The sequence below is a fragment of the Bradyrhizobium sp. CCGB20 genome (genome assembly GCF_024199855.1).
In the GTDB taxonomy this organism is placed as follows: Bacteria; Pseudomonadota; Alphaproteobacteria; order Rhizobiales; family Xanthobacteraceae; genus Bradyrhizobium.
Genome location: NZ_JANADN010000001.1, coordinates 4,358,841 through 4,382,759, shown reverse-complemented (window position 1 = coordinate 4,382,759; position 23,919 = coordinate 4,358,841). Strand labels below are relative to the sequence as shown.

The following is a 23,919-nucleotide window of genomic DNA, read 5'->3' as shown; positions in this document are numbered from 1 at the left end:
GCAACCAAGGGAACGCCCCGTTTTGGGCCCCGGGACGTCCATTTTTGGCCGATCGGGGTCCAAGCCTTTGCCATCAGCCGTTCCAGCCCTATCTTGAGGCCATGACGGTTCATTTCCCCTTCCAGAACTCCTATTCGGCGCTGCCGGACAGCTTTTTCGCCCGCGTCGCGCCGACCCCTGTCGCCGCCCCCCGGCTGATCAAGCTGAACCGGCCCCTGGCGGTCCAGCTCGGGCTCGATCCGGACCTCCTGGAGACGCCGGAAGGCGCCGAAATCCTGGCCGGCAAGACGGTTCCCCCCGGGGCCGATCCGATCGCCATGGCCTATGCCGGGCACCAGTTCGGCCAATTCGTACCCCAGCTCGGCGACGGCCGGGCGATCCTGCTCGGCGAGGTCATCGACAGGGACGGCGTCCGCCGCGACATCCAGCTCAAGGGAAGCGGCCCCACCCCGTTCTCCCGCCGTGGCGACGGCCGGGCCGCGCTTGGCCCCGTGCTGCGCGAATACATCGTCAGCGAAGCCATGTATGCGCTGGGCATTCCGACCACGCGCTCGCTCGCCGCCGTCGTCACCGGCGAGCACGTCATCCGCGAGACCGCGCTGCCGGGCGCCGTGCTGACGCGCGTCGCCGCGAGCCACATCCGCGTCGGCACCTTCCAGTTCTTTGCCGTCCGCCGCGACACCGACGCCATCCGCCGGCTCGCCGACCACGTCATTACCCGCCACTATCCGGACCTGCTGCAAGCGGAACGGCCCTATCACGCCCTGCTCGCCGCCGTGGTCGCACGTCAGGCCGAGCTCGTCGCACGATGGCTGCTGGTCGGCTTCATCCATGGCGTGATGAACACCGACAACAGCTCGATCTCGGGCGAGACCATCGATTACGGCCCCTGCGCCTTCATGGATGCCTACAACCCCGCGCAGGTGTTCTCGTCGATCGACGAGATGGGCCGCTACGCCTATGCCAACCAGCCGCGCATCGGCTTGTGGAATCTGACGCGCCTGGCCGAATGCCTGCTGCCGCTGTTCTCCGACGACCAGGACAAGGCGGTGGCGGAAGCGCAGGACATTCTCGGTGCCTTCTCGGAGACGTTCAGCAACGCCTATCAGGCGGGCCTGCGCCAGAAGGTCGGCCTGTTTAGGGAGCACGACGGTGACGAGGCGCTGATCCAGGACCTGCTCGACGCCATGGCGAAGAACCAGGCCGACTTCACCCTCACCTTCCGCAAGCTGGGCGACGCCGCGGCCGATGAAAGCGCCGATGTCCGCGCGCAGTTCATGGAACCGGCGGCCTTCGACGAATGGGCCGGACGCTGGCGCGCGCGCATCGCGCTGGAGCCGCAGACCGCGACTGAACGGCGGGCGGCGATGCACGCCGTGAACCCACTCTTCATCCCGCGCAACCACCGCGTCGAGGCCGTGATCCAGGCCGCCGTCAACAACGACGACTACGCGCCGTTCGAAGAGCTGGTGAAGGTGCTGGCCAAGCCATTTGACGACCAGCCGGACTACGCCGCCTACGCCGATCCGCCGCTGCCAGATCAACGGGTGCTGCAGACGTTCTGCGGGACGTAGCGACAAGCTTCAAAGGGGCCGTCGTGATCACGCAACTCCCAAACGACTTTCGGTTCGCCGGCCCCGAAATGCAGCTTTGTACCCTCGCAATTCGGATCACAGACCTCGCCGAACGCTTCGGCTTTTGCGTTGATTCACTACGACGACGACGGCCTCGGTCAGGCCGCCTCGATGTTTGTGAGGCTGAAATCCGGGCGGGCCCTTTTTCTGACCGAACATGCGCATGCAGTCGAGCACCTCGGTTCAAAGGGCCCTGTGGTCGAGGTTGATGCGCGGGATATCGCGGAGATCGATGTCGAACCGTTTGTCGACGAAGTGTTGGAGGCTTTCCAGCTGTCCCGCGAGGATGTTGACTGGATCGCCCCGATCGATAAAGCCCGTGCGCTCGATTGGATCCAACATTGGGCCGACTATTTCGCGAAGCGAGATCGAGCGGGCAACGGAGATCCGCTGAAATGAATGGTCCGCTCACCAACGACGAGATCGAGGCAATCAAGGCACGCTGCGAACAGGCTACCGCTGGTCCGTGGAAATCGTTCATCGAGAGGCGCGATAAATTCAGTGGCTCAGACTTTATCCAAACCAACGGCGAAGACATCTACCTCACTGGCGCGACCCTCGCCGACCAGGAATTCATCGCCCACGCGCGGCAGGATATTCCGAGACTGATCGCTGAGATTGAGCGCCTTCGCGCAATTATTCGCTAGCTCCATTCCTGCTACAGACAGCTTCCCTGTGGACACATCCCGCACACGGGAACCGCTGTCATCAAACTGAAACACACGCGCTCTAACCGCCTGTCAGGACGTCTTGCCGGAGGCGCCCATCCTCCAACAGTCCTGACAAGCGCGCCATGCCCTTCAAGTTCATCCACATCACCGACACGCATCTCGCGAATCCGGGGCTGAAGCTCTATGGCCTCGACCCGCGCGACCGGCTGGACGCTGCGATCGCCGACATCAACAAGCACCAGTCCGATGCCGCCTTCGCCGTCGTGACCGGCGACCTCACCCATTGGGGCGAGCCGGAATCCTACGCCAATTTCGCCGAGGCAATGGCCGCGCTGAAGATTCCCTACATTGCCATGGTCGGCAATCACGACAAGCGCGTCGCCTGCCTCGACGGCCTGAAGGCCGCGCCGCGCGATCCCAACGGCTTCGTGCAGGGCACGCGCACCACCGAGCACGGCCTGTTCGTCTTCCTCGACACGCTGGACGAGACCAGCCATGCCGGCGAGATGTGCGCAAAACGCTTCGACTGGCTCGCCAAGACGCTTGCAGCCGCGCCCGCCGACCAGCAGTTCGTCGTGTTCATGCATCACCCGCCCTTCCCGGTCGGCGTGCACGCGATGGACGAGATCGCGCTGGCGCAGAGCGCCGAATTCGCGGAAGTCATTGCGCCCTACCGCTCGCGCATCCGCCACCTCTTCTTCGGCCATGTGCACCGGCCGATCTTCGGCAGCTACGGCAAGATCCCGTTCTCGACACTGCGCGGCACCAACCACCAGGTCTGGTTCGAGCTCGATGCGACCGCCACCGACCATCTCGCCAGCCACGAGCCGCCGGCCTATGGCGTGGCGCTGATCGACGAGGAAAATCTGGTCGTGCACAGCCACGACTTCCTCGACACCAGTCTGCGCTTCCCGTTCGACCCGCCCGCGGGAATGGACGGCCGCGACTATGCGCTCAAGTTCGCGGCGCGGTGAGATGAGCCTCGCTGAACCCGCGGCTCTCCCGGTCGCGGCATCGGCGGCACCGCGCCTGCACGTCCTGAAGCGCTTTTCCAGCCGCTTCAAAGCCTCGCTGCCTGCCTACCTCCTGCTGCTGCCGTCACTGGTCTTCCTCGCGCTGTTCACCTACGGCGCGACGGGCCGCGTGCTCGTCGATGCGCTCTATCAGCGCGCCACGCCCAAGGCGCCGCTCCGCTTCGTCGGCCTCGACAATCTCAGCGCAGTGCTTGCCGATCCCTATTTCACCGGCGCTGTTATCAACAACCTCCTCTACGCCGTCGGCACCGCGATCCCGAGCATCGGCCTTGCGCTGCTGTTCGCGCTCGCGTTGTCGCGCACCAACGCCGTCAACAGCGCGCTGCGCGCCGCGCTGTTCCTGCCGGTGCTGATCCCGATGGTCGCCGCGTCCGCGCTGTTCCTGTTCATCTTCCTGCCCAATGTCGGCCTGCTCGACTACTACATCGGCCGCCTGCTCCCGGTGCTGCCGAACTGGCTCGGCGATCCCGACATCGCGCTGTCAGCGATCATGGTGATCACGATCTGGAAGAACGCCGGCTATTACATGCTGTTCTTCCTCGCCGGCCTCCAGGCCGTGCCCGAGGACGTCATGGAGGCCGCGCATCTCGACGGCGCGGGCCCTTTCATGCGCCTGCGCTACATCATCCTCCCCGAGCTCAAGCCCACCTTCCTGTTCGTCATCGTGATCGCCACGCTCAACGCGGTGACGCAGGTCGACCACGTCTTCGTCATGACCAAGGGCGGGCCGTCCAACTCGACCAATCTCGTGCTGTTCTACATCTACCAGCAGGCCGTCGAGCATTACGACATCGGCAAGGCCTCGGCGGCGACGCTGCTGACGCTCGCCGCGCTGATGGGCCTCACCGCGCTCTCCTTCCGCACGATGGCGAACCGCGAGGGTGGGCCATGAAGCTGATTGACAAGCTCTACAAGGACACCCCGCTCGCCACCCGCCGCGAGATCACGCCCAAGCTCGGCTTCGCGCTGACGGTGCTGCTCGCAATCGTCTGGCTGATCCCGTTCCTGTGGATGGGCGTGGCGACGCTGCGCCCGGCCTCCGACGGCATCAACGCGATGGCCGAGCTGCTGCCGAGCCTGAAGCCGACGCTCGACAATGTCAGGGATGCCTGGGAGATCGGCGATTTCCCGCGCTACGCGCTCAACACCACGATCATCTGCACCGGCATCCTGCTCGTGCAGTTCGTCACGATCACGCTGGCGGGCTTTGCCTTTGCGCGCCTCGACTTCGCCGGCAAGTCGCTGATCTTCTATCTGTTCCTGATGCAGCTGATGCTGGTGCCGGTGCTGCTGATCGTGCCGAATTTGAGCCTGGTGGCGCAGCTCGGCCTCTACGACACGCTTACCGGCGTGATGATGCCGTTCTTCGCCTCCGCCTTTGGCACCTTCCTGATGCGGCAGGCGTTCGAGGCGATTCCGACCGAGCTGGAGGACGCCGCCCTGATCGACGGCGCCAGCCTTCTGCAGCGCATCCGCCACATCTATGTGCCGCTGTCGATGCCGAGCTTCTCGGCCTTCGCCATCATCTCCGTGACCAGCCACTGGAACGACTTCCTGTGGCCGCTGATGGTGATCAATTCGCCGGACAAGCGACCGCTCACAGTCGGCCTGTCGGTGTTCACAGCGACCGCCGAAGGCACCCAGGCCTGGGGCACCATCGCCGCCGGCACGCTGATGGTGATCGCGCCGCTGCTCATCACGTTCCTGATCTTCCAGAAGCGCTTCATCAGCTCTTTCGTCACCTCTGGCATCAAATAGGAGATTTCTCGATGCTGTTTTCCCGCAGGCTCATGCTTGGCCTCGCCATGGCAGGTAGTTTGGCAGGCGCCCTCGCCTTCCCGGCGATGGCCGAAGGCCCGACCGAGATCGACCTCTTCTTCCCCGTCCCCGTCGACGGCAAGCTCGCCCGCGACATGGGCACCTTGATCAAGGAGTTCAACGAGGGGCACCCGAATATCAAGGCGACCGCCGTCTACACCGGCTCCTACGACGACACGCTGATCAAGACGCGTGCCGCGATCAAGGCCGGCAAGCCGCCGTCCGCCGTGATCATGTCGGCCAACTTCCTGCTCGACATGCAGATCGAGAACGAGCTCACCAATCTCGACAGCCTGATCGCCGCCGACGGCACCACCAAGGACCAGTTCCTCGGCCAGTTCTTCCCGGCGCTGCAGGGCAATGCGGTGATCAACCGCTCGGTCTATGGCGTGCCCTTCCACAATTCGACACCGCTGCTCTACATCAATGCCGACAAGGCCAAGGAAGCCGGCCTCGATCCGAACAAGCCGCCGCAAACCTGGGCCGAGCTCACCGACTGGGCCAAGAAGCTCACCAAGCGCGAGGGCGACAAGGTGACCCAATGGGGCATCGCGATCCCCTGCGCCTACGACTATTGCGGCTGGATGATGGAAACGCTCACCATGACCAATGGCGGGCGCTACTACAACGAGGAGTTCGGCGGCGAAGTCTATTACGACACGCCCTCGATGCTCGGCGCGCTGACCTGGTGGAACGACCTCGTCTACAAGCACAAGGTCCACGCCCCCGGCGCCACGCCTGGTCCTGCCGTCAGCACCTCCTTCATCTCCGGCAACGCCGCGATGATGATGCTGTCCACGGGCTCGCTGACCTATGTGCGCGACAACGCCAAGTTCAACTACAAGGTCGCCTTCATCCCGCGCAACGTCCGCAACGCCGTGCCGATCGGCGGCGCCTCGCTGATCGTTCCGGCCGGTCTCGAAGCCGACAAGCAGAAGGCCGCCTGGACGCTGATCAAGTGGATGACCTCGCCCGAGAAGTGCGCCTGGTGGAGCCGCGCCACCGGCTATTTCGCGCCCAACATGGCGGCGTACAAGACGCCTGACATGGTCGAGTTCCTGAACAAGAACCCGGACGCCAAGACCGCGGTCGAGCAGCTCGACGTCGCCAAGCCCTGGTTCGCGACCTACAAGACGGTCCCGGTCCGCAAGAACCTCGAAGACGAGGTGATGCTGGTCCTCAACGGCAAGAAGCAGCCGAAGGAAGCCCTCGTCGCCGCCCAGAAGGCCGCCGACGAGACGCTGAAGCCGTACAATGCGGAAACGTCGCTGAAGCTGCCGTAAGAAGCTTCGTAGGGTGGATTGGCCGGCGGCTGCGCGAGCGCAGTCGCTGGCGTAATCCACCTCTTCTGCCGCCCAGGATGTCAACAATGGTGGATTACGCCTTCGGCTAATCCACCCTACGGCCCCTCCCCGAACGACGCGTGTTCAGATCGTCACCACGATCTTGCCGAACTGATTGTTCGACTCCAGGAAGCGATGTGCTTCGACGATGTCCTCGAACTTGAACGTTCGCGCGATGATCGGCTTCAATGTGCCGTCCGACAGTCCCTCGATGATGAACGCCTTTGCCTTCGCAAGGCGTGCGGGATCGCGGATGATCTCGTGCACGAGGTAGCCGCGCAGTGTCAGGCTCTTGCTCAGCACGTTGAAGAGCGGGAACGGCGTCGGATCGGGGCTCAACCCGCCATATTCGATCAAGGTGCCGCCCGGTGACATCGCCGCAGTCAACGGCTCGAACGTGGAACCACCCACCGCGTCCAACACGACGCGGACGCCGCTTGAACCGGCGATCTCGTCCAGTCGTGCTCGAATGTCCTCTTCGTCCGAGGCGACGACGTGGGCGGCACCGGCATCGCGCAAGGCGCGCCGCTTGGCAGAGGTCCGGGTCATGGCGATCGGGATAGCGCCGATCCGGTTCGCGATCTGGATGGCTGCAAGCCCGACGCTGCTCGAAGCCGCCGTGATAACGACGACGTCTCCTCGCAAGAGTCCAGCGATGTCGACCAGCGCGCCGTAGGCCGTCAGATATTGCATCCACACCGCAGCCGCCATCTCGAAGCCAAGCTCCGGCGGATGCTTCACGACGAGTTCGGCAGGAAACGTCGCGAGTTCGGCATAGGCCGGCCAAAGCACCATCGACAGCGGCGGCACGATGCTGACGGTATCGCCCGGCACAAGACCAGCCACGTCCATCCCAACAGCCTCGACGATGCCTGCCGCCTCCAGCCCAAGCCCCGATGGAAATGTCGCGGTCTCGATATAGGTCCCCCTCCGCAACAGGGCTTCGGCACGGTTGAGACCGAGGGCCCTGACGCGGATCTGGACCTCGCCCCGCACCGGCGGCGCGACATCGACCGTCTCGATACGCAGGACTTCGGGACCACCATGTTGATGAAAGCGAACGGCGCGCGTCATGAATGCACTCCAAAACAGTTGAACCGAATAGAGCTATGCCGCTCCCGGGGAAGCGGATAAATCGCGCAAAGGGGCGAACAGTCGAAACCAGGAGTTTTCAATGGACCGCCTGAGCAGCATGGCCGTGTTCGTCAGGGCCGCCGATCTCGGCTCGTTCGCAGCAGCGGCCGATGCGTTCGAGATCTCAGGACCGATGGTCGGCAAGCATGTGCGCTTTCTCGAGGAGCGCCTCGGCGTCCGCCTCCTCAACCGCACCACGCGGCGCCAGAGCCTGACCGAAGCTGGCCAAGCCTATTACGAGCGCTGCCGCGCGGTGCTCGCCGAAGCCGAAGCCGCCGATGCCGTCGTTGCCGACGAGCTCTCGGAGCCGCGCGGCAGGCTGCGCGTGACCATGCCGGCCCTGCTGGGACGGCATTGCATCGCCCCGTTATTGATGAAGCTCGCGCGGAAATATCCGCATCTCGAGCTCGACCTCTCCTTCGCCGATCCGATCGCTGACATCGTCGAGGCCGGCTACGATCTTGCGATCCGGACCGGCGATCTGGACGACCAGTCCGGCCTGATCGCGCGACGCATCGCAAGCCAGCGCATGGTGGTGTGCGGCGCGCGGTCCTACCTGCGCGCCAACGGCAAGCCGAAATCACTGGACGATCTCGCCGCTCACCAGGCGATCATCTATCGCCGCTCCGGGCGCGTCCGGCCGTGGCTATTTCCACAACAAGACCAGCCCGCGCGCGAGATCATGCCATCAGGCAGGCTGAGGCTCGACGATCTGGAGGCAATCGCCGATGCCGCCGCGCAAGGCATGGGGCTCGCCTGGCTACCCTACTGGCTGGTCCGCGAACGCCTCAACGCCGGCGCGCTGGTCGATCTCTTCGGGGGCCAGGTGGAATTCCTCTACGACTGCCACGCGCTGTGGCCCCGCTCGCCCCGGCTGCCGCTTGCCGAAGCTCATGACATGACGCAGGCCCCCGGTCCCCCATTAACCCCCCGTCCACCATCCGGCCGGGCCCTCGGCCGGTAACCACGAGAATTAACAGACCCTCAACGCACCCCCGACAAATCTATCAATGTTTCTGGAGATTTCGCCGTGGATCTGTTGGTTTTCGAGTTCCTGGGACTGGCGCTGGTCGCCATGTGCGTGGTCGTGGTGGCGCTGCCCTGCGCCCGCAAATCCTCGCACCGGATCCGTTACGAATAGGAATTTCGACCGATCTGGCGATTCCGGCCCAAATGCAAGGCTCGAATTCGCTCCAACCCCCTTGACATCACAGCGCTTTCGGCAGAACGGCTGATGATCTCGTCATGGGCCGTTCATGGATTTGATTACCACCACTGCTGACCTCGCGGCTGCCTGCAGCCGGTTGGCCAAGCACCCCGTCATTACCGTCGATACCGAGTTCCTGCGCGAAACCACCTATTACCCGCTGCTGTGCGTGGTGCAGATGGCGAGCCCCGAGGAAGCGATCGTCATCGACACCCTGGCCGAGGGCATCGACCTCAAGCCGTTCTTCGAGCTGATGGGCAACGAGGGCGTACTGAAGGTATTCCACGCCGCCCGCCAGGACATCGAGATCATCTGGCATCAGGCCAACATCATCCCGCACCCGGTGTTCGACACCCAGGTCGCGGCCATGGTGCTCGGCTATGGCGACAGCATCGCCTATGACGCGCTGGTCGAGAAAGTCACGGGCCATCGCCCGGACAAGACCCACCGCTTCACCGACTGGTCGCGCCGGCCGCTGACCAAGGAGCAGATGCACTACGCAGTCTCCGACGTTACGCACTTGCGCGACGTCTTTGCGGCGCTCGATGCCGATCTGAAGAAGCGCCGCCGCAGCGAATGGGTCTCCATCGAGATGGAGGTTCTGACCTCGCCCAGGACCTACGATTTCCATCCCGAGCGTGCCTGGGAGCGGCTGAAGACGCGGGTCCGCAAACCCAAGGACCTCGCGGTCCTGATGGAGGTCGCCGCCTGGCGCGAGCAGGAAGCGCAGAGCCGCGACGTGCCGCGCGGCCGCGTGCTGCGGGATGAGGCCATCAGCGACATCGCGACCCACGCGCCGAACACGCTGGAGAAGCTCGCCCATCTGCGCTCGGTGCCGAAGGGATTTGAGAAATCCAAATGGGGCGCGGACATCGTCGCCGCGGTCGAGCGCGGGCTGGCGCGGGATTTCTCGACGCTGCCGAAGCTGGAGAAGCCGCGCAACAACAGCAATGGCGCGGCGATTGTCGAGCTCTTGAAGGTGCTGCTGCGCATGACGGCAGAACGCCATGCGGTCGCCAGCAAGGTGATCGCCACCGTCGACGATCTCGAAGAGATCGCAGCCGACGACGAGGCCGACGTCCCCGCCTTGCGCGGCTGGCGCCGCGAGCTGTTCGGCGATGCCGCGCTGAAGCTGAAGCGCGGCGAGCTGGCCCTGGCGATCGAGAAAGGCCGCGTGATCGGGGTTCAGCGGGCGTAGCGACAGCGGGACCAGCAACGCCGACAGAGCCCAACCCTCATCCTGAGGAGCGCGGAACGCGCGTCTCGAAGGATGAAGGCCCGGACCTCGGCCTCGCCCTTCGAGACGCGCGCAAAGAGCGCGCTCCTCAGGGTGAGGGTCGACTATCCCGATGCCTCGCTACGCCGGCGTCAGCTTCGCCACTTCCGGCTTCATATCCTCGAGCACGCCTGAAATTGCCGCGACCAGCTCGTCGATCTGGGCCTTGGTGACAATCAGCGGCGGGCAGATGGCGATGGCATCCAGCATGTTGCGCGAGATCACGCCGCGTTCCTGGAGCATGCGGCTGGCGATGCCGCCGACTGCGCCGGGCGTCGCCGCGGCCGTCTTGCGGCCCTTGTCGAGCACGAGCTCGATCGCCGCGATCATGCCGACGCCGCGGACCTCGCCGACCAGCGGATGGCTGGTGAGCTCGCGCAGCTTGCCCTGCATGTAGGCGCCGAGCTCGGCGGCGTGCGCGACCAGGCCGCGCTCCTCGATGATCTTGAGGTTCTCCAGCGCGATGGCCGAGCCGACGGGATGGCCCCCCGCTGTAAAACCGTGGCCGAGCACGCCGATCTTGTTGCTCTCGTCCGCGATCGGCTCGAACATCCGGTCGTTCAGGATGATCGCCGACAGCGGGAAATAGCTCGACGTGATCTGCTTGGAGACCACCATCGCATCCGGCTTGATGCCATAGGTCTCGCAGCCGAACATCTTGCCGGTACGGCCGAAGCCGCAGATCACCTCGTCGGCGACCAGCAGGATGTCGTACTTCTTCAGCACCGCCTGGATCTTGTCCCAATAGGTCGCCGGCGGCACGACGACGCCGCCCGCCCCCATCACCGGCTCGCCGAAGAAGGCCGCGATCGTATCGGGCCCTTCCTTCTGGATCAGCGCGTCGAGTTCCTCGGCCCGGCGCGTCGCGAACGCCTCCTCGCTCTCGCCAGGCGCGCCGTCCTTGTAGAAATGCGGCGAGCCCGTGTGAAGGATGTTGGGCAGCGGCAGATCGAACGAGCGGTGATTGTTCGGCAGGCCGGTGAGGCTTGCCGAGGCAATGGTGACGCCGTGATAGGCGCGCATGCGACTGATCACCTTCTTGCGCTGCGGCTGGCCGAGTGCGTTGGAACGATAGGCGATCAGCTTCAGGACGGTGTCGTTCGCCTCCGACCCGGAATTGGTGAAGAACACCTTGCTCATCGTGACAGGCGCGAGCGCCACCAGCTTCTCGGCGAGGTCGATCGAGGGGCCGTGCGATTTGGCGGAGAACGTATGGTAGAACGGCAGTGCCTGCATCTGCTTGTGCGCGGCCTCGACCAGACGTTTCTCGTTGAAGCCGAGCCCGACGCTCCACAGGCCCGCCATGGCCTCGAAATAGCGCTTGCCCGACGCGTCGAACACATAAGGGCCCTCGCCGCGCTCGATCACCAGCGGACCGGCCTGCTGATGCGCGCGCGCGTTGGTATAGGCGTGGAGCTGATAGGCCACATCCCGGGCTTCTTGCGAATTGGGCAGCATGGACATTTGCGGGGATCCCTTAAGTGGTCACGTCGCCGGCCCGGCCAGCGTCATCACGCGATGATTGCATCACTTGGCTATTGCGGCAGGACAAAACTTGCAACGCCAATTCGTCGGCAGCAAGCGCTCAGCAGCGTTGCACAAAGCCGCACGCGCGAAGACGCTCAGGCCGCCCCGTCGTCGTCCCCATGGTCAGCGGCGGCGGCTTCCCTCACCTCGACCAGCGCCATCGACAGCAGATAAACCGTCGTAAGCAAGCCGAGGCGTCGCGCCGTCTCGGCGGCACGCGACAAATCGCTCGCCAGCTCCTTGAGCTGCTCTCCGCGTGACAATGTCCCACCCCATCCATCCGCCGATCGCGGCCGCCTACACCGCGATGGCGCCGCTGGTTCTGATCAGTTCGGCGCTGGCGTGGATCGTAGCAAAATTCCCGACGACATTCACTACCGCATGCTTGTAGGCGGCGGCATCGCCCGTGCCCGGCTGCCGGCAGGCCACGGCGTCTCCAATCACCTGATAGCGGTGGCTGCGGTGAAACCCGTCGACGGCGGTGGCCAGGATGGTTTCATCCAGGGAAAAGCCGACCAGAATGCAGCGCACATTGCGGATATTGGACATGTAGTCCACGAACCGTGAGGAACTGTAGGCCGACGGCAGCGGGTGCTCAAACGTCATTTCGCCGGGCCGCGGCTTCGCCTCGGCGATCCAATCGGTCAGCCTGGATGCCGGATTGAACCAGGCGGCCTGGGCGATGCGCTTCAGATGCATCACCGGCCAGAGGTTGGTGCGCCACAGCGTCAGGAGTTCCAGGCAGCGCACGGTGGCGGCTTCGCCGTCGAGGATGACATGGCGACGCCCGGGGGTCAGATATTCGACCTGGAGATCCGCGCAGACCAGGATCGGCGGATCATCGGTGATGGAAGCCAGCATTTTCTTGCGCGGAGCTGCACCAGTTTCAGTGGTCGGCGAGTGCGAGGTCTCGCAGCGGCGAGGTCACTGCCCGTCCCGCCGATGCGTCGAGCACGCCAGGCCGGTCCCAATCGCCCTCGGGACGGATGATCACATAGGGATCGCTGTCCAGCGTGATGGCGTCCGGCCCCGGCTCGATCTCCAGCAGCATTTCCGTGTAGGAGAAATCCGAGAAGGTGATCTTGCGGTTGTGACCAAGCGGCTTGGCGCCGAAATGAGCCCAGAAATCAACCAGCCGGTCCTGCGCCTGGCCGTAGATCTTGCGAAAGCCCTTGCGCTTCACGTAGTCGACGCTCGCCTGCACCAGCTTGAACGAGACGCGCGAGCGCCGATATTGGTGACGCACCGCGAGCCGCTCCACCTTGGCGAAATCGCCGAAGAAGCGTACCCGCAGACAGCCCGCAGGCTCGTTGCCGACGTAGCCGATGAAATGCGCTGCGACCATGTCGTTGCCGTCGAACTCCTCTTCGAACGGACAATCCTGCTCGGCCAGATAGACCGCGGAGCGAATGGCGGTGACCAGCATGAGATCGCCGGGATCGCGCGCGAGGCGGATGGTGATGGCGCGGGAGTCGGGCTTCGCGAGAGGAATCCTAGTACCGTGCATCTGCAAAACTCCTTGCTTGAATGATCGCTCCCGGCATCCGCATCGGCTGCCGATGCCAGGGTCGCTCGTAACACCAGAGATCGGGCTGGAAGCTCGGGACGGGTTCGAAGCCCGTCGCCTTCATGATGTCGCGTCCGGCCACGGTTGACGGCTGCGCATAGCAATCCGCGCCGCGAAATCTTATCTGACGCAGATGAGCCGCGGCCTTGCCGAGACCGGCGATGCCGCGCCCCGCCGTCGCGATCGCCCAGATGTAGATGGCGGCAACGTCCTCCTTCGCGGACGCGAGATAGTGCGTCTCGGGCGCGGTCAGGCAGATCTCGTCGAGCAGCAGCGCATCATGCCCACGGTCATTGAGGAACAGGAAGGCCATGCCGCCGAGCAGATTGCCCTTGCGGCTGAACGTCAGGATGCTCTCGGGATCGAAGGTGGAATATCGCGCAAGCTCCGCCGCTCCGATCCGGACGCCCGGCACCAGCCGGTGTGCCATTTCGGAAAGTGCGGCGATTTCGGAAGGTTGCGCACAGCGAACGTCGACGTCCGGGCTCAGCGGCAAGGCATCGAAATCATGCCTTGCGGCAAACGAGCCCCTTTCCATACTCATGTCCCGCCTCTATCGTCCGAGGCTTTAGTGCCCCGCTATGACGATGAGCTTAGCGGTTGGGGACCAGGAGTATGCAGCAGTTATTGCACCGGGGTGCTGCTATGATGCAGCACCGTGAAGAAGCCCTGGACGCGTCCTGGGACGATTTGAAATTGTTTTTAGCGTGCGCAAAATATAAAAGTTTCCGCAACGCCGCGGAAGAACTCGGACTGACCTCCACCACGCTGATGCGCAGGATCGACCGGCTCGAAGAGAGCATCGACTGCAAGCTGTTCCTGCGCGACCAGAGCGGACTGACGCTCAGCGATGAAGGCGCCGCGATGATCGCCGACGTCGCGCATATGGAGCGTCATGCCTTCAACGTCTTCCGGCGTGCGTCGCGATCGTCGAACGACACCGCGGGCACCGTGCGTGTCGCGGTGACGGAAGGCCCCGGCAATTTCTGGATCCTGCCGCGGCTGATCGATTTCCAGAAGACCTATCGCAAGATCACCGTCGATCTGCGCTGCGCGATGGAGCAGGCCGACGTCGCAAGGCTTGAATCCGACATCGCGATCCAGCTCGAGCCGCCGACCAATCCCGACCTGATCGTCGCCAAGCTCGGCCGTCTGCACATCTATCCCTTTGTCTCCAGGGAATACGAGCGCCTCTACGGCGTGCCGACATCCCTGGCCGAGCTGACGGATCACCGCATCATCAAGCAGAGCGCGCCGCAGGTCGACGACGGCGCCTATGCCCGCGTGCTCGGACTGAAATCGCTCGAGGGCATCGTCGGGATCAAGACCAACTCCTCGGTCGGCGTGCTCTATGCGGTGGAGCGCGGCGCCGGCATCGGCTTCCTGCCGACCGTGTCGATCGCACTCGGCGCACCGCTCATTGCCGTCGATCTCGGCGTCAGCCACCACGCCGATCTCTGGCTCACCTATCACAAGGAATTCCGCAACTCCGAGCGCCACAAGATCGTGGTCGACTGGCTGAAGAAGATCTTCGATGCCAAGACCTATCCCTGCTTCCGCGACGAGTTCATCCATCCGAATGCGCTGGTGCCGATCATGACGGCTGCGCGCGAGGCCTTCGGGCTCACGGGTTCTGTCGCGGTGACGCCGACGTGAGCGCAGGTCGTTATTTTGAGCATGATCTCCGCGCAAACGCGGTCCGCGTTTGTCGCGAGGGAAAACCGCTGCACACTTTTCCGGATCATGCTCGCTTCACCACCGGTATTCGAAGCCGACCGTGCCCTGATGTGACGTCAGCTCGTTACGGAACTTGCCGTCGTAATTGACGTAGAGCCGCGCGGTGTTGGTCAGGCTGAGCGAGGCCGAGGCGCCGGCGTCCATGCCGTAGCGGCCCTCGCCGATGCCGGGCACGACGATGCTTTGAGTTCCGAGGCTGACCTGCACCGATCCCAGGTTCTGATAGAAATTGTCGACGAACTTGCCGTAGGCCGACAGGTCCAGAATCTTCTGATCGTAGATGAAGTAGCGCCCGATCTCCGCGCCGATCATCACGCGCGCGCGTGAGAGTGCAGTGGAGCCAACGTTCAATGGATCGAGCCCTCCGGACTCCTGGAACGCGACGCTGGTGGCGCGCACATATTCGAGCGCGCCCTTGGGCACGACGCGCATCTGGTCCTTGGTCCAGTAATAGCTGATCTCGGTCAGCGCACCGTCGACGGCGGCGCGATAGCCCGCGGTCGCAAGACCAGCGCCGGTGTCCCGGCTGGAATGGACCTTGCCGAAACCGTGCACCACCGCGAACGCCCACGTCCACGGTCCCTTGTCGACCGAGCCGTTGAAGCCGATTTGCGTCAGGTCGAGCGTCGCCGACTGCAGCGCCAGCGGCACGTCGACGTCGGTGTGGCTCTGGTCGATGGAGAAGCCGAGATTGACGCCCGGCGCGACCCGTGCGCCGAAGCCGGCAACGCCGCCAAAGGTCTTGCGCTTGTCGCCGACGAAATCGCCCTGCGCGTCGGTCCGCACCGAGATGGCGTAGCCCTCGAACCAGGTGCGATAGCGCGGATCTTCCGTGCTCGCCGAGGCGCCGCCGCCGCCGGGGTTGGTGCGGAACGCGCGGTTGACGCCGCCCGATGCCTGGTTGCCCAGCCGCTCCAGGAAATTCGAGCCGAGATTGAGCGCGGTGTTGCCGGCTGATAGGTCGTAATTGGTCGAGGTCGGGATCGGGACCGGGGTCGGCGATGCCGTAGGCGTCGGGGTCGGCGTGGGCGTCGGACTTTGCGCGAAGCCTGGCGTCGCCGACATCATCGCGACGAGCGCAAGCGCCATGACTGCAAAGGACTTGGCGGCAAAGGACTTGGCGGCAAAGGACTTGGCTGCAATGGTCCTGGCGGCCACAGCCGCGACCCGGCGGACACGGTCCAGCCCGATCGTCTGCCGTGTCCCGGACAGCTGCGAGGTGCAGCACATGATGACTAATCCCGAAGCAAAATGGCGGCCCGCAAAAATGCAACACGAGCTGCGGCACGTGCGGCGATTTGTGCCGAACTGCCACGGAGGGTCAACCAGTTGGCGCACCATGGCCGAGGCTATTGCCCGGATTGTGGTTCCCCTGCCACAGGTCGCAAATAGCAGACGGTGACATCCCGGCCGGCCTTGAAATCCGTGCGCGGCTTGCTAACGCGCGATTTTCATGTTGCAATATTGGACACAATCGGAATTGGCCGCTCGGCTGTGCGTTTCGCGACAATGAGACTCGAACAGACTTCCGGAAGCCCGTTTGTGGCGTGGCACGCGAAAAAGCGGCCGCGTCGTTTTTGTATCTAGTGGAGGAGACTGAGGATGCCGCAAAAGGGCACCGTCAAATGGTTCAACCCGACCAAGGGCTATGGGTTCATCAAGCCGAACGGCAGCGATAAGGACGTCTTCGTCCACATCTCCGCCGTCGAGCGTGCGGGACTTTCCACCCTCAATGAAAATCAGGTGGTTGAATACGACCTCGTGGAAAACCGCGGCAAAGCATCCGCGGAAAACCTCAAGGTTTCCTGATTTCTCTCGAGCCCAGGCGCGCGAGATCATGACGTTGCCCCCGGCTCTGCCGGGGGATTTTGTTTGCGAAGACGAATATTGTGCGAGGGCGCTTCAGCGCACCACCGGCGAAAGCAGAAAATTCTCCGACGGTCCGCTGCCGTCCGTCCTGCACACATCGCCCTCGATCTTGACCTTGCCGGTTGCGAGCAGCCGCAGCGCTTCGGGATAGATGCGATGCTCGACCTCAAGGATGCGCTCCGAGAGCGTGTCCGCGGTGTCGTGGTCGCTGACGGGAACCGCCCCCTGCATCACGATCGGGCCGGCATCGGTCTCGGGGATGACGAAGTGCACCGTCGCGCCCGACAGTTTGACGCCGGCGCGCAAGGCCTGACCGTGTGGATCGAGGCCGGGGAACGAGGGCAACAGCGAGGGATGGATGTTCAGCATCCGCCCGTACCAGGCCCTGGTGAATTCCGCGGTGAACAGGCGCATGAAGCCGCCGAGACAGATCAGCTCGATGCCGTGCTGATCGAGCGCCGCCTGCAGCACCTTTTCGAAGCCGGCGCGGTCCTTGCCGAACGGCTTGCTCTCGATCACCAGCGTGTTCACGCCGCTCGCCCTGGCCCGTTCGAGCCCGAGCGCATCGGCCTTGTTCGCGATCACGAGCGAGATCTCCGCCGGGAAATCCGGCGCGGCCGCAGCCCTGATCAACGCGGACATGTTGGAACCGCGGCCGGAGATCAGGATGGCGACGCGGCGCTTCATCACAGCGCCAGATCGAGGTGGCCGTTATAGACGACGCGGTGCTCGCCCTCGGCCGGGATCACGGTGCCGAGCTGCGCCACCGTTTCGCCGGCGTCGCTGAAGACCTGCACGACCTCGTCGACCTTGTCGGGCTCGACGATCGCGATCATGCCGATGCCGCAGTTGAAGGTGCGCAGCATTTCGAGCTCGGCGATACCGGCCTGCGCAGCCAGCCATTTGAACACCGGCAGCACCGGCAGGCGCGCGAGATCGATGCCGACGCCAAGATGGTTCGGCAGCACGCGCGGGATGTTGTCGGTGAAACCGCCGCCGGTGATGTGGGCAAGCCCCTTCACCGCGCCGGTCTCGCGGATCGCACGCAGGCAGGATTTGACGTAGAGCCGCGTCGGCGTCAGCAGCGCGCCGCCGAGCGTCATGACGGGCGCGAACGGCGCCGGCGCCTCGAAGCCGAGGCCGGACTGCTCGACGATCTTGCGCACCAGCGAGAAGCCGTTGGAGTGCACGCCCGACGAGGCCAGCCCGATCACGGCATCGCCTGCGGCGATGTCCTTGCGCGGCAACAGCGTACCGCGCTCCGCGGCCCCGACGGCAAAGCCGCCGAGATCGTAGTCGCCGTCCTTGTAGAGGCCGGGCATCTCGGCAGTCTCGCCCCCGATCAGGGCACAGCCGGATTCGCGGCAGCCTTCGGCGACGCCGGCGACGATCGAGGCGGTCGCCTCCGGGTCGAGCTTGCCGCAGGCGAAATAATCCAGGAAGAACAGCGGCTCGGCGCCCTGCACCACGAGGTCGTTGACGCTCATGGCGACGAGGTCGATGCCGATCCCGCCATGCAGCCCGGTCTCGATCGCGATCTTGACCTTGGTGCCGACGCCGTCGGTGGCGGCGACCAGGACGGGATCCTTGAAACCGGCCGCCTTGAGGTCGAACAGGCCGCCGAATCCGCCGATCTCGGCGTCGGCGCCGGGCCGTGCGGTGGCGCGCACCATCGGCTTGATCAGGTCGACCAGGCGGTTGCCCGCGTCGATATCGACGCCTGAATCGGCGTAGGTGAGGCCGTTTTTGCGGTCGGTCATGCCCGATTTCCAGTGGGTTTGCGGCTGGTTACGTCGAATTCCGGGGACACGCAATGGCTCGCATGGCGCACCTCCGTATACTATGTAGAGATATCAACCGGTTCAGCCTCGAAGGGGGCCGGATTCGAGGTCAGACCGGGTGCCAGGACGCGCCGCGTGAGTATTCCGAATATCATTACCCTGGGCCGCATCATGCTGGTCCCGATCATCGTCTGGGCGATCGTGTCGAGCCAAATGGAGGTGGCATTCGCCGTCTTCCTCATTGCCGGCATCAGCGACGCGGTCGATGGCTTCCTCGCCAAGCGCTTCAACATGACGAGCGAACTCGGGGCCCTGCTCGATCCGCTCGCCGACAAGGCCCTGCTGGTCTCGATCTACCTGGCGCTCGGCATCTGGGGCGACATCCCGCGCTGGATCGTGATCCTGGTGGTGTCGCGCGACATCATGATCGTCGCCGCCGTGATCGTGTCCTGGCTGTTCGACAAGCCGGTCGAGATGAAGCCGTCGAAGGTGTCGAAGCTGAACACAGCAGCCCAGGTGGCCTATGCGGCGCTGGTGCTGGCCTCCCTCGCCTTCGGCTTCAACCCGGCACCCTATGATAAGGTCCTGATGGGCCTCGTCACGGTCTTCACGCTCGCCTCCGTGTCGCTCTATCTTGTCGAGTGGCTGCGGCACATGAGCACTATCGAGGCCAAATGAGCCGGGATGCGGCCCCGCAAAAGGCCAACTCCCGCTCGATGAAGTCGACTCTCTTCAAACAAGCCGGCATGCCGGCACGGAGCAAAGCAAGCGTGGCAGGCCGCGTTCATCCCCGACAATTGGCGTTCTCGCTTCCGCATGCGGAGAGCCTCAGCCGGGACAATTTCCTCGAAGGCCCCGCCAACGCAGCCGGTCTTGCCCTCATCGATGCCTGGCCGGAATGGCCGAACCGGATCATGTGGTTGGCCGGCCCGGAAGGCAGCGGCAAGAGCCATCTCGCCGCGATCTGGGCCGAGGTTTCAGGCGCCCGCTCGACCGCGGCCAATGGGCTGACCGCCGAGACCGTCCCGGGCGCGCTCGCCACGGGGGCGCTGGTGGTCGAGGATCTCAGGGCCAGGGAGTTCGACGAGCGCGCCCTGTTCCACCTGATGAACCTCGCCCGCGAGGATGGCGCCTATGTGCTCTTCACCGGTCGCGAGGTACCGGCATCGATCGAGATCGATCTGCGCGACCTGCGCTCGCGGCTGCGCGCCGTGCCCGTCATCTCGCTGCTGCCGCCCGACGACCAGCTCTTCCGCGGCCTGATCGTCAAATTTTGCGCCGACCGCCAGCTCGCCGTGGACGAGAGCGTGGTCGGCTACCTCGCCACCCGCCTGGAACGGTCTTCGGCCGCCGCGCGGGAGGCCGTGGAACGGCTCGACAGCGAGGCCCTGCGCCTCGGTCGCCCCGTCACTCGGGCGCTGGCCGCCGAGCTGCTTCGGGACGCCTGACCCGCCCCCGGCTCCAAGGCCGCTTGACGGGGCGCGGCGGCGGAACATCAATGTCATCGAAACGTCATCGGACTAACACATGCTCCCGGCGGTTTTGCGCGCAAGTCGCAAATTGGGGCGAACTGGATGGACCGACTTCTGATGGACTCTGCGCAAGCTGTTGAAATTAAAGAAAAATCTCCGGAGACCGAAGGCCTTCCGGCGATTGCCTCGAGCCCCGAGCGCTTCATCAATCGCGAGCTCTCCTGGCTGCATTTCAACCGCCGCGTCCTGGAGGAAGCGGTCAATCCCAGCCACCCCATGCTGGAGCGGGTGCGATTCCTGTCGATTTCAGCGAATAACCTCGACGAATTCTTCATGGTCCGCGTGGCCGGCATCAAGGCCCAGGTGCGCGAGGGCATTGCCGAGCGCAGCCCCGACGGCCTGACACCGTCGGAGCAGCTCGCGCTGATCAACCGCACCGTCTCGCAGCTTGCCTCCGACCAGCAGGCGATCTGGCGCGACCTGCGCGGCACACTGGCTGACGTCGGGATCGTGCTGGTCGACGGCAAGGACGTCACCAAGGCGGAGCGGACCTGGATCGAGGACTACTTCCTCAACAACGTGTTCCCGCTGTTGACCCCGCTCGCGATCGACCCGGCTCACCCCTTCCCGTTCATTCCGAGCCTCGGCTTCACCATCGCGCTCCAGCTGACACGCGCTGCCGACGGCAAGCAGATGAACGCGCTGATCCGCATGCCCGGCAAGATCGACCGCTTCATCCGGTTGCCGGCCGAGGGCAAGGTCGTCCGGCTGATCTCGCTGGAGCAGGCGACCGGGCTGTTCATCAACCGCCTGTTCCCCGGCTACAATCTCCACGGCCAGGGCGCCTTCCGCATCATCCGCGACTCCGAGCTCGAAATCGAGGAAGAGGCCGAAGACCTCGTCCGCCTGTTCGAGACCGCACTGAAGCGCCGCCGTCGCGGGTCGGTGATCCGGCTCGAGATCGACGCCAAGATGCCGGAGGAATTGCGCAGCTTCGTACAGCATGCGCTCTCGGCCGCCGATGACGAGGTGTTCCTGGTCGACGGCGTCCTCGCCATGAACGAGCTCTCGCAGCTGACCCGCCTCGACCGGCCCGATCTCGAATTCACCCCTTACGTGCCGCGCCATCCCGAGCGCGTGCGTGAGCACGGCGGCGATATCTTCGCCGCGATCCGGCAGAAGGACCTCGTCGTCCACCACCCCTACGAATCCTTCGACGTGGTCGTGCAGTTCCTCCAGCAGGCCGCGCGCGACCCCGACGTAGTCGCGATCAAGCAGACGCTCTACCGCACCTCCAACAACTCGCCGATCGTGCGTACGCTTGCCGAGGCTGCCGAAGCCGGCAAGTCCGTCACTGCGCTGATCGAACTCAAGGCACGCTTCGACGAGGAGGCCAACATCCGCTGGGCGCGCGACCTCGAGCGCGCCGGCGTGCAGGTCGTCTACGGCTTCCTCGAACTGAAGACGCACGCGAAGCTGTCGATGGTGGTGCGCCGCGAGGGCGGCGGCCTCACGACTTACGTCCACACCGGCACCGGCAACTATCACCCCGTCACCGCGCGCATCTACACCGATCTCTCCTATTTCACCTCGGACCCGACCATCGGCCGCGATGCCGCGCGCGTGTTCAACTTCATCACCGGTTATGCCGCGCCGAGCGACCTGGAAAAGATGGCGGTGTCGCCGCTGACCTTGCGCAAGCGCATCATCGAGCACATCCAGGGCGAGACGGCGCATGCGCGGCATGGCCGGCCCGGCGCGGTCTGGATGAAGATGAATGCGCTGGTCGACCCCGACATCATCGACGCGCTCTATGAGGCCTCACAAGCCGGCGTTCAGGTCGAGCTCGTGGTGCGCGGCATCTGTTGCCTCAGGCCCGGCATTCCGGGCCTGTCGGAGAACATCCGCGTCAAGTCGATCATCGGGCGCTTCCTGGAACACGGCCGAATCTACTGCTTCGGCATGGGCCAGGGCCTGCCGAGCGCGAAAGCGGCTGTGTATATCTCGTCGGCCGATATGATGCCGCGCAACCTCGACCGCCGCGTCGAGGTGCTGTGTCCGCTGCAAAATCCCACGGTGCATCAGCAGGTTCTCGAGCAGATCATGGTCGCGAACCTGAAGGACAATGAGCAGAGCTGGCAATTGTTGCCGGACGGGTCCTCAACGCGTATGAAGACCGCGAAGGGCGAGGAGCCTTTCAACGTCCACAACTACTTCATGACAAATCCGAGTCTGTCTGGCCGTGGAAAGTCGCTCAAGGAATCCTCTCCGCGCCGTCTCACGCGCCGTAATGAACGTCATCAATCCTGATCCGGGATTCCCGACGTGAAGCGGCCGCGCAAGCGCGGCTCGAGCGTCGCGGTCATCGACATCGGTTCCAACTCGGTCCGTCTCGTCGTCTACGAGGGACTGACGCGGAGCCTCATTCCGATCTTCAACGAGAAGACGCTGTGCGGCCTCGGGCGCGAGGTGCAGAGCACGGGCCTGCTTGCGCCCGACGCCGTCGACAAGGCCCTGACCTCGCTCAAGCGTTTCCGGGCGCTGTGCCGCGTGATGCAGGTCGGACGCGTGTTCGCGATCGCCACCGCAGCCTGCCGCGACGCCTCCAACGGCCCCGACTTCATCGCGAAAGCCGAGCGCATCTGCGCCGTGAAGATCGAGATCCTGTCGGGCCCGCGCGAGGCGCGGCTGTCGGCGCTTGGCGTGATCTCCGGCATCCATCATCCCGACGGTATCGTCGGCGATCTCGGCGGCGGCTCGCTCGAACTGATCGACGTGCGCAAGAACAGCGTGCGCAGCGGCGTGACGCTGCCGCTCGGCGGCCTCGCGCTCCAGGATCTCGCGCACAAATCGCTCAAGCGCGCCGACCGCATCGTACGCGAGGAGCTCGACGAGGTGCCGCAGCTCGCCGCCGGTCGCGGCCGCACCTTCTACGCCGTCGGCGGCACCTGGCGCGCGCTCGCGCGCATCCACATCATCCAGAGCGGCTACTCGCTGCAGGTGATGCACGGCTACTCCATCTCCGCGGCCGAAGCGCTCGACTTTTCCCGCAGGTTACGGCGGCTCGCAGCCGCAGGCATGCTGGCCGACATCGAGATCGTCGCGGATGCAAGGCGCCCGCTCCTGACCTATGCGGCGCTCGTGCTCGAGCACATCATTCGGGTGGCGAAACCCAAATCCATCGTGTTCTCGACCTTCGGCGTGCGCGAGGGCCTGCTGCATGAGAAGCTGCCGGAGTCCGAGCGCAACAAGGACGGGCTGATCTGCGCCGCGGAAGAGCTCAATCAGCTGCTGTCGCGTTCGGCAAAGCACGCCCGCGAGCTGATCGCCTGGACCGACCGACTCGTGCGCGTGGTGAAGCTGCGCGAGACCGAGGAAGACCGCCGCTTGCGCCACACCGCGTGCCTGCTCTCCGACATCGGCTGGCGCGTGCATCCCGACCATCGCGGCGAGCAGACGCTGAGCCTGGTCGTCAACGGCAATTTCGGCGCAATCACCCACACCGAGCGCGCCTTCGTCGGCCTGTCCGTGTTCTACCGCTATGCCGGCCTGAGCGAGGAGAACCAGCCGCCGGTGACCATGCAGGAGCTGCTGACACCGGCCCAGCTCGAACGCGCCCGCCTGCTGGGCGCCGCGTTCCGCGTCGCCCATCTGATCTCGGCGGCACGCCCGGGCGTGCTGCCGGCGACGCATTTCCGCAGCCAGGGCCGCAACCTGATGCTGGTGTTCGAGCACCGGCTCGGGGACCTCGTCGCCGACCGCGTCGGCAGCCGCTTCCGCGCCCTCGCCCGCCTGATTGGACGGGCCGGCTCGATCGTCCGGCGCTAGAAAATTATCCGGTCGAAGCCG

General features: G+C 64.7%; 24 protein-coding genes. 15 read left to right on the top strand and 9 right to left on the bottom strand.

Features of this window, described 5'->3' with window-relative positions; genetic code table 11:
- Nucleotides 1–101: 101 nt before the first annotated feature.
- The 7 genes from NLM15_RS20145 (at nt 102) to NLM15_RS20115 (ending at nt 6,440) form a co-directional block, all read left to right on the top strand.
- Nucleotides 102–1,574 carry a YdiU family protein gene (locus tag NLM15_RS20145; RefSeq protein ID WP_254118794.1) on the top strand — a complete coding sequence of 491 codons (1,473 nt, stop codon included), beginning with the start codon at nt 102–104 and terminating at the stop codon, nt 1,572–1,574.
- Nucleotides 1,575–1,703: 129 nt separating this feature from the next.
- Entirely contained in the window at nt 1,704–2,033 is a 330-nt protein-coding gene (locus NLM15_RS20140; protein WP_254118793.1) for a hypothetical protein, read from the top strand.
- Nucleotides 2,030–2,281 carry a hypothetical protein gene (locus NLM15_RS20135; RefSeq protein WP_254118792.1) on the top strand — a complete coding sequence of 84 codons (252 nt, stop codon included), beginning with the start codon at nt 2,030–2,032 and terminating at the stop codon, nt 2,279–2,281. The genes NLM15_RS20140 and NLM15_RS20135 overlap by 4 nt, the downstream gene beginning before the upstream one ends.
- Nucleotides 2,282–2,427: 146 nt before the next feature.
- Nucleotides 2,428–3,279 (top strand): phosphodiesterase, encoded by an 852-nt coding sequence (locus tag NLM15_RS20130; protein WP_254118791.1) that lies wholly within the window; start codon nt 2,428–2,430, stop codon nt 3,277–3,279.
- 1 nt (nt 3,280) lies between these two features.
- Nucleotides 3,281–4,231 (top strand): carbohydrate ABC transporter permease, encoded by a 951-nt coding sequence (locus tag NLM15_RS20125; RefSeq protein ID WP_254118790.1) that lies wholly within the window; start codon nt 3,281–3,283, stop codon nt 4,229–4,231.
- Nucleotides 4,228–5,097 (top strand): carbohydrate ABC transporter permease, encoded by an 870-nt coding sequence (locus NLM15_RS20120; RefSeq protein ID WP_254118789.1) that lies wholly within the window; start codon nt 4,228–4,230, stop codon nt 5,095–5,097. The genes NLM15_RS20125 and NLM15_RS20120 overlap by 4 nt, the downstream gene beginning before the upstream one ends.
- An 11-nt stretch (nt 5,098–5,108) precedes the next feature.
- Nucleotides 5,109–6,440, top strand: a complete 1,332-nt coding sequence (locus tag NLM15_RS20115) for an ABC transporter substrate-binding protein (protein WP_254118788.1) — start codon at nt 5,109–5,111, stop codon at nt 6,438–6,440.
- A 144-nt stretch (nt 6,441–6,584) separates the two neighbouring features.
- Here NLM15_RS20115 and NLM15_RS20110 read toward each other — a convergent pair whose 3' ends face one another.
- A complete protein-coding gene (locus NLM15_RS20110) occupies nt 6,585–7,574 on the bottom strand; it encodes a zinc-dependent alcohol dehydrogenase family protein (RefSeq protein ID WP_254118787.1) in 990 nt (329 codons plus the stop codon).
- A gap of 100 nt (nt 7,575–7,674) precedes the next feature.
- On the opposite strand from NLM15_RS20110, the gene NLM15_RS20105 reads away from it, so the two are divergent.
- Both NLM15_RS20105 and rnd read left to right on the top strand, forming a co-directional pair.
- A complete protein-coding gene (locus tag NLM15_RS20105) occupies nt 7,675–8,598 on the top strand; it encodes a LysR family transcriptional regulator (protein WP_254118786.1) in 924 nt (307 codons plus the stop codon).
- A 292-nt stretch (nt 8,599–8,890) separates the two neighbouring features.
- Complete coding sequence (gene rnd / locus NLM15_RS20100; RefSeq protein WP_254118785.1) at nt 8,891–10,039, top strand: ribonuclease D; 1,149 nt, start codon at nt 8,891–8,893, stop codon at nt 10,037–10,039.
- 159 nt (nt 10,040–10,198) lie between these two features.
- Here the strand turns inward: rnd and NLM15_RS20095 are convergent, their stop codons facing one another.
- From NLM15_RS20095 to NLM15_RS20075, 5 genes are all read right to left on the bottom strand, one after another.
- Nucleotides 10,199–11,581, bottom strand: coding sequence for an aspartate aminotransferase family protein (locus NLM15_RS20095; protein ID WP_254118784.1), 1,383 nt, complete (start codon nt 11,579–11,581; stop codon nt 10,199–10,201).
- Nucleotides 11,582–11,739: 158 nt separating this feature from the next.
- Complete coding sequence (locus NLM15_RS20090) at nt 11,740–11,907, bottom strand: hypothetical protein (RefSeq protein ID WP_254118783.1); 168 nt, start codon at nt 11,905–11,907, stop codon at nt 11,740–11,742.
- 34 nt (nt 11,908–11,941) lie between these two features.
- Entirely contained in the window at nt 11,942–12,505 is a 564-nt protein-coding gene (locus tag NLM15_RS20085; RefSeq protein WP_254118782.1) for an isochorismatase family protein, read from the bottom strand.
- Nucleotides 12,506–12,530: 25 nt separating this feature from the next.
- Nucleotides 12,531–13,151, bottom strand: coding sequence for a GNAT family N-acetyltransferase (locus tag NLM15_RS20080; RefSeq protein ID WP_212486263.1), 621 nt, complete (start codon nt 13,149–13,151; stop codon nt 12,531–12,533).
- Nucleotides 13,138–13,755: a hypothetical protein gene (locus NLM15_RS20075; RefSeq protein WP_254118781.1), complete on the bottom strand. Its 618-nt coding sequence runs from the start codon at nt 13,753–13,755 to the stop codon at nt 13,138–13,140. The genes NLM15_RS20080 and NLM15_RS20075 overlap by 14 nt, the downstream gene beginning before the upstream one ends.
- Before the next feature lie 71 nt (nt 13,756–13,826).
- Here NLM15_RS20075 and NLM15_RS20070 point away from each other — a divergent pair, with 71 nt between their 5' ends.
- Entirely contained in the window at nt 13,827–14,867 is a 1,041-nt protein-coding gene (locus NLM15_RS20070) for a LysR family transcriptional regulator (RefSeq protein WP_254118780.1), read from the top strand.
- Between the two features lie 96 nt (nt 14,868–14,963).
- Here NLM15_RS20070 and NLM15_RS20065 read toward each other — a convergent pair whose 3' ends face one another.
- On the bottom strand, nt 14,964–16,178 hold the full coding sequence (locus NLM15_RS20065; RefSeq protein ID WP_254118779.1) for an autotransporter outer membrane beta-barrel domain-containing protein: 1,215 nt from the start codon (nt 16,176–16,178) through the stop codon (nt 14,964–14,966).
- 372 nt (nt 16,179–16,550) lie between these two features.
- Between NLM15_RS20065 and NLM15_RS20060 the strand changes: the two genes are divergently transcribed.
- Nucleotides 16,551–16,757, top strand: coding sequence for a cold-shock protein (locus NLM15_RS20060; RefSeq protein ID WP_007591938.1), 207 nt, complete (start codon nt 16,551–16,553; stop codon nt 16,755–16,757).
- Between the two features lie 93 nt (nt 16,758–16,850).
- Here the strand turns inward: NLM15_RS20060 and purN are convergent, their stop codons facing one another.
- Nucleotides 16,851–17,504 carry a phosphoribosylglycinamide formyltransferase gene (gene purN, locus NLM15_RS20055; RefSeq protein WP_254118778.1) on the bottom strand — a complete coding sequence of 218 codons (654 nt, stop codon included), beginning with the start codon at nt 17,502–17,504 and terminating at the stop codon, nt 16,851–16,853.
- Nucleotides 17,504–18,577, bottom strand: coding sequence for a phosphoribosylformylglycinamidine cyclo-ligase (gene purM, locus NLM15_RS20050; protein ID WP_254118777.1), 1,074 nt, complete (start codon nt 18,575–18,577; stop codon nt 17,504–17,506). The genes purN and purM overlap by 1 nt, the downstream gene beginning before the upstream one ends.
- 156 nt (nt 18,578–18,733) lie before the next feature.
- On the opposite strand from purM, the gene NLM15_RS20045 reads away from it, so the two are divergent.
- The 4 genes from NLM15_RS20045 (at nt 18,734) to ppx (ending at nt 23,898) form a co-directional block, all read left to right on the top strand.
- Nucleotides 18,734–19,276, top strand: coding sequence for a CDP-alcohol phosphatidyltransferase family protein (locus NLM15_RS20045; protein ID WP_254118776.1), 543 nt, complete (start codon nt 18,734–18,736; stop codon nt 19,274–19,276).
- 92 nt (nt 19,277–19,368) lie between these two features.
- Nucleotides 19,369–20,046, top strand: a complete 678-nt coding sequence (locus tag NLM15_RS20040) for a DnaA ATPase domain-containing protein (RefSeq protein ID WP_254118775.1) — start codon at nt 19,369–19,371, stop codon at nt 20,044–20,046.
- Between the two features lie 141 nt (nt 20,047–20,187).
- Nucleotides 20,188–22,380 carry an RNA degradosome polyphosphate kinase gene (locus tag NLM15_RS20035; RefSeq protein WP_254124300.1) on the top strand — a complete coding sequence of 731 codons (2,193 nt, stop codon included), beginning with the start codon at nt 20,188–20,190 and terminating at the stop codon, nt 22,378–22,380.
- 15 nt (nt 22,381–22,395) lie between these two features.
- Entirely contained in the window at nt 22,396–23,898 is a 1,503-nt protein-coding gene (gene ppx / locus NLM15_RS20030) for an exopolyphosphatase (protein ID WP_254118774.1), read from the top strand.
- Nucleotides 23,899–23,919 lie beyond the last annotated feature (21 nt).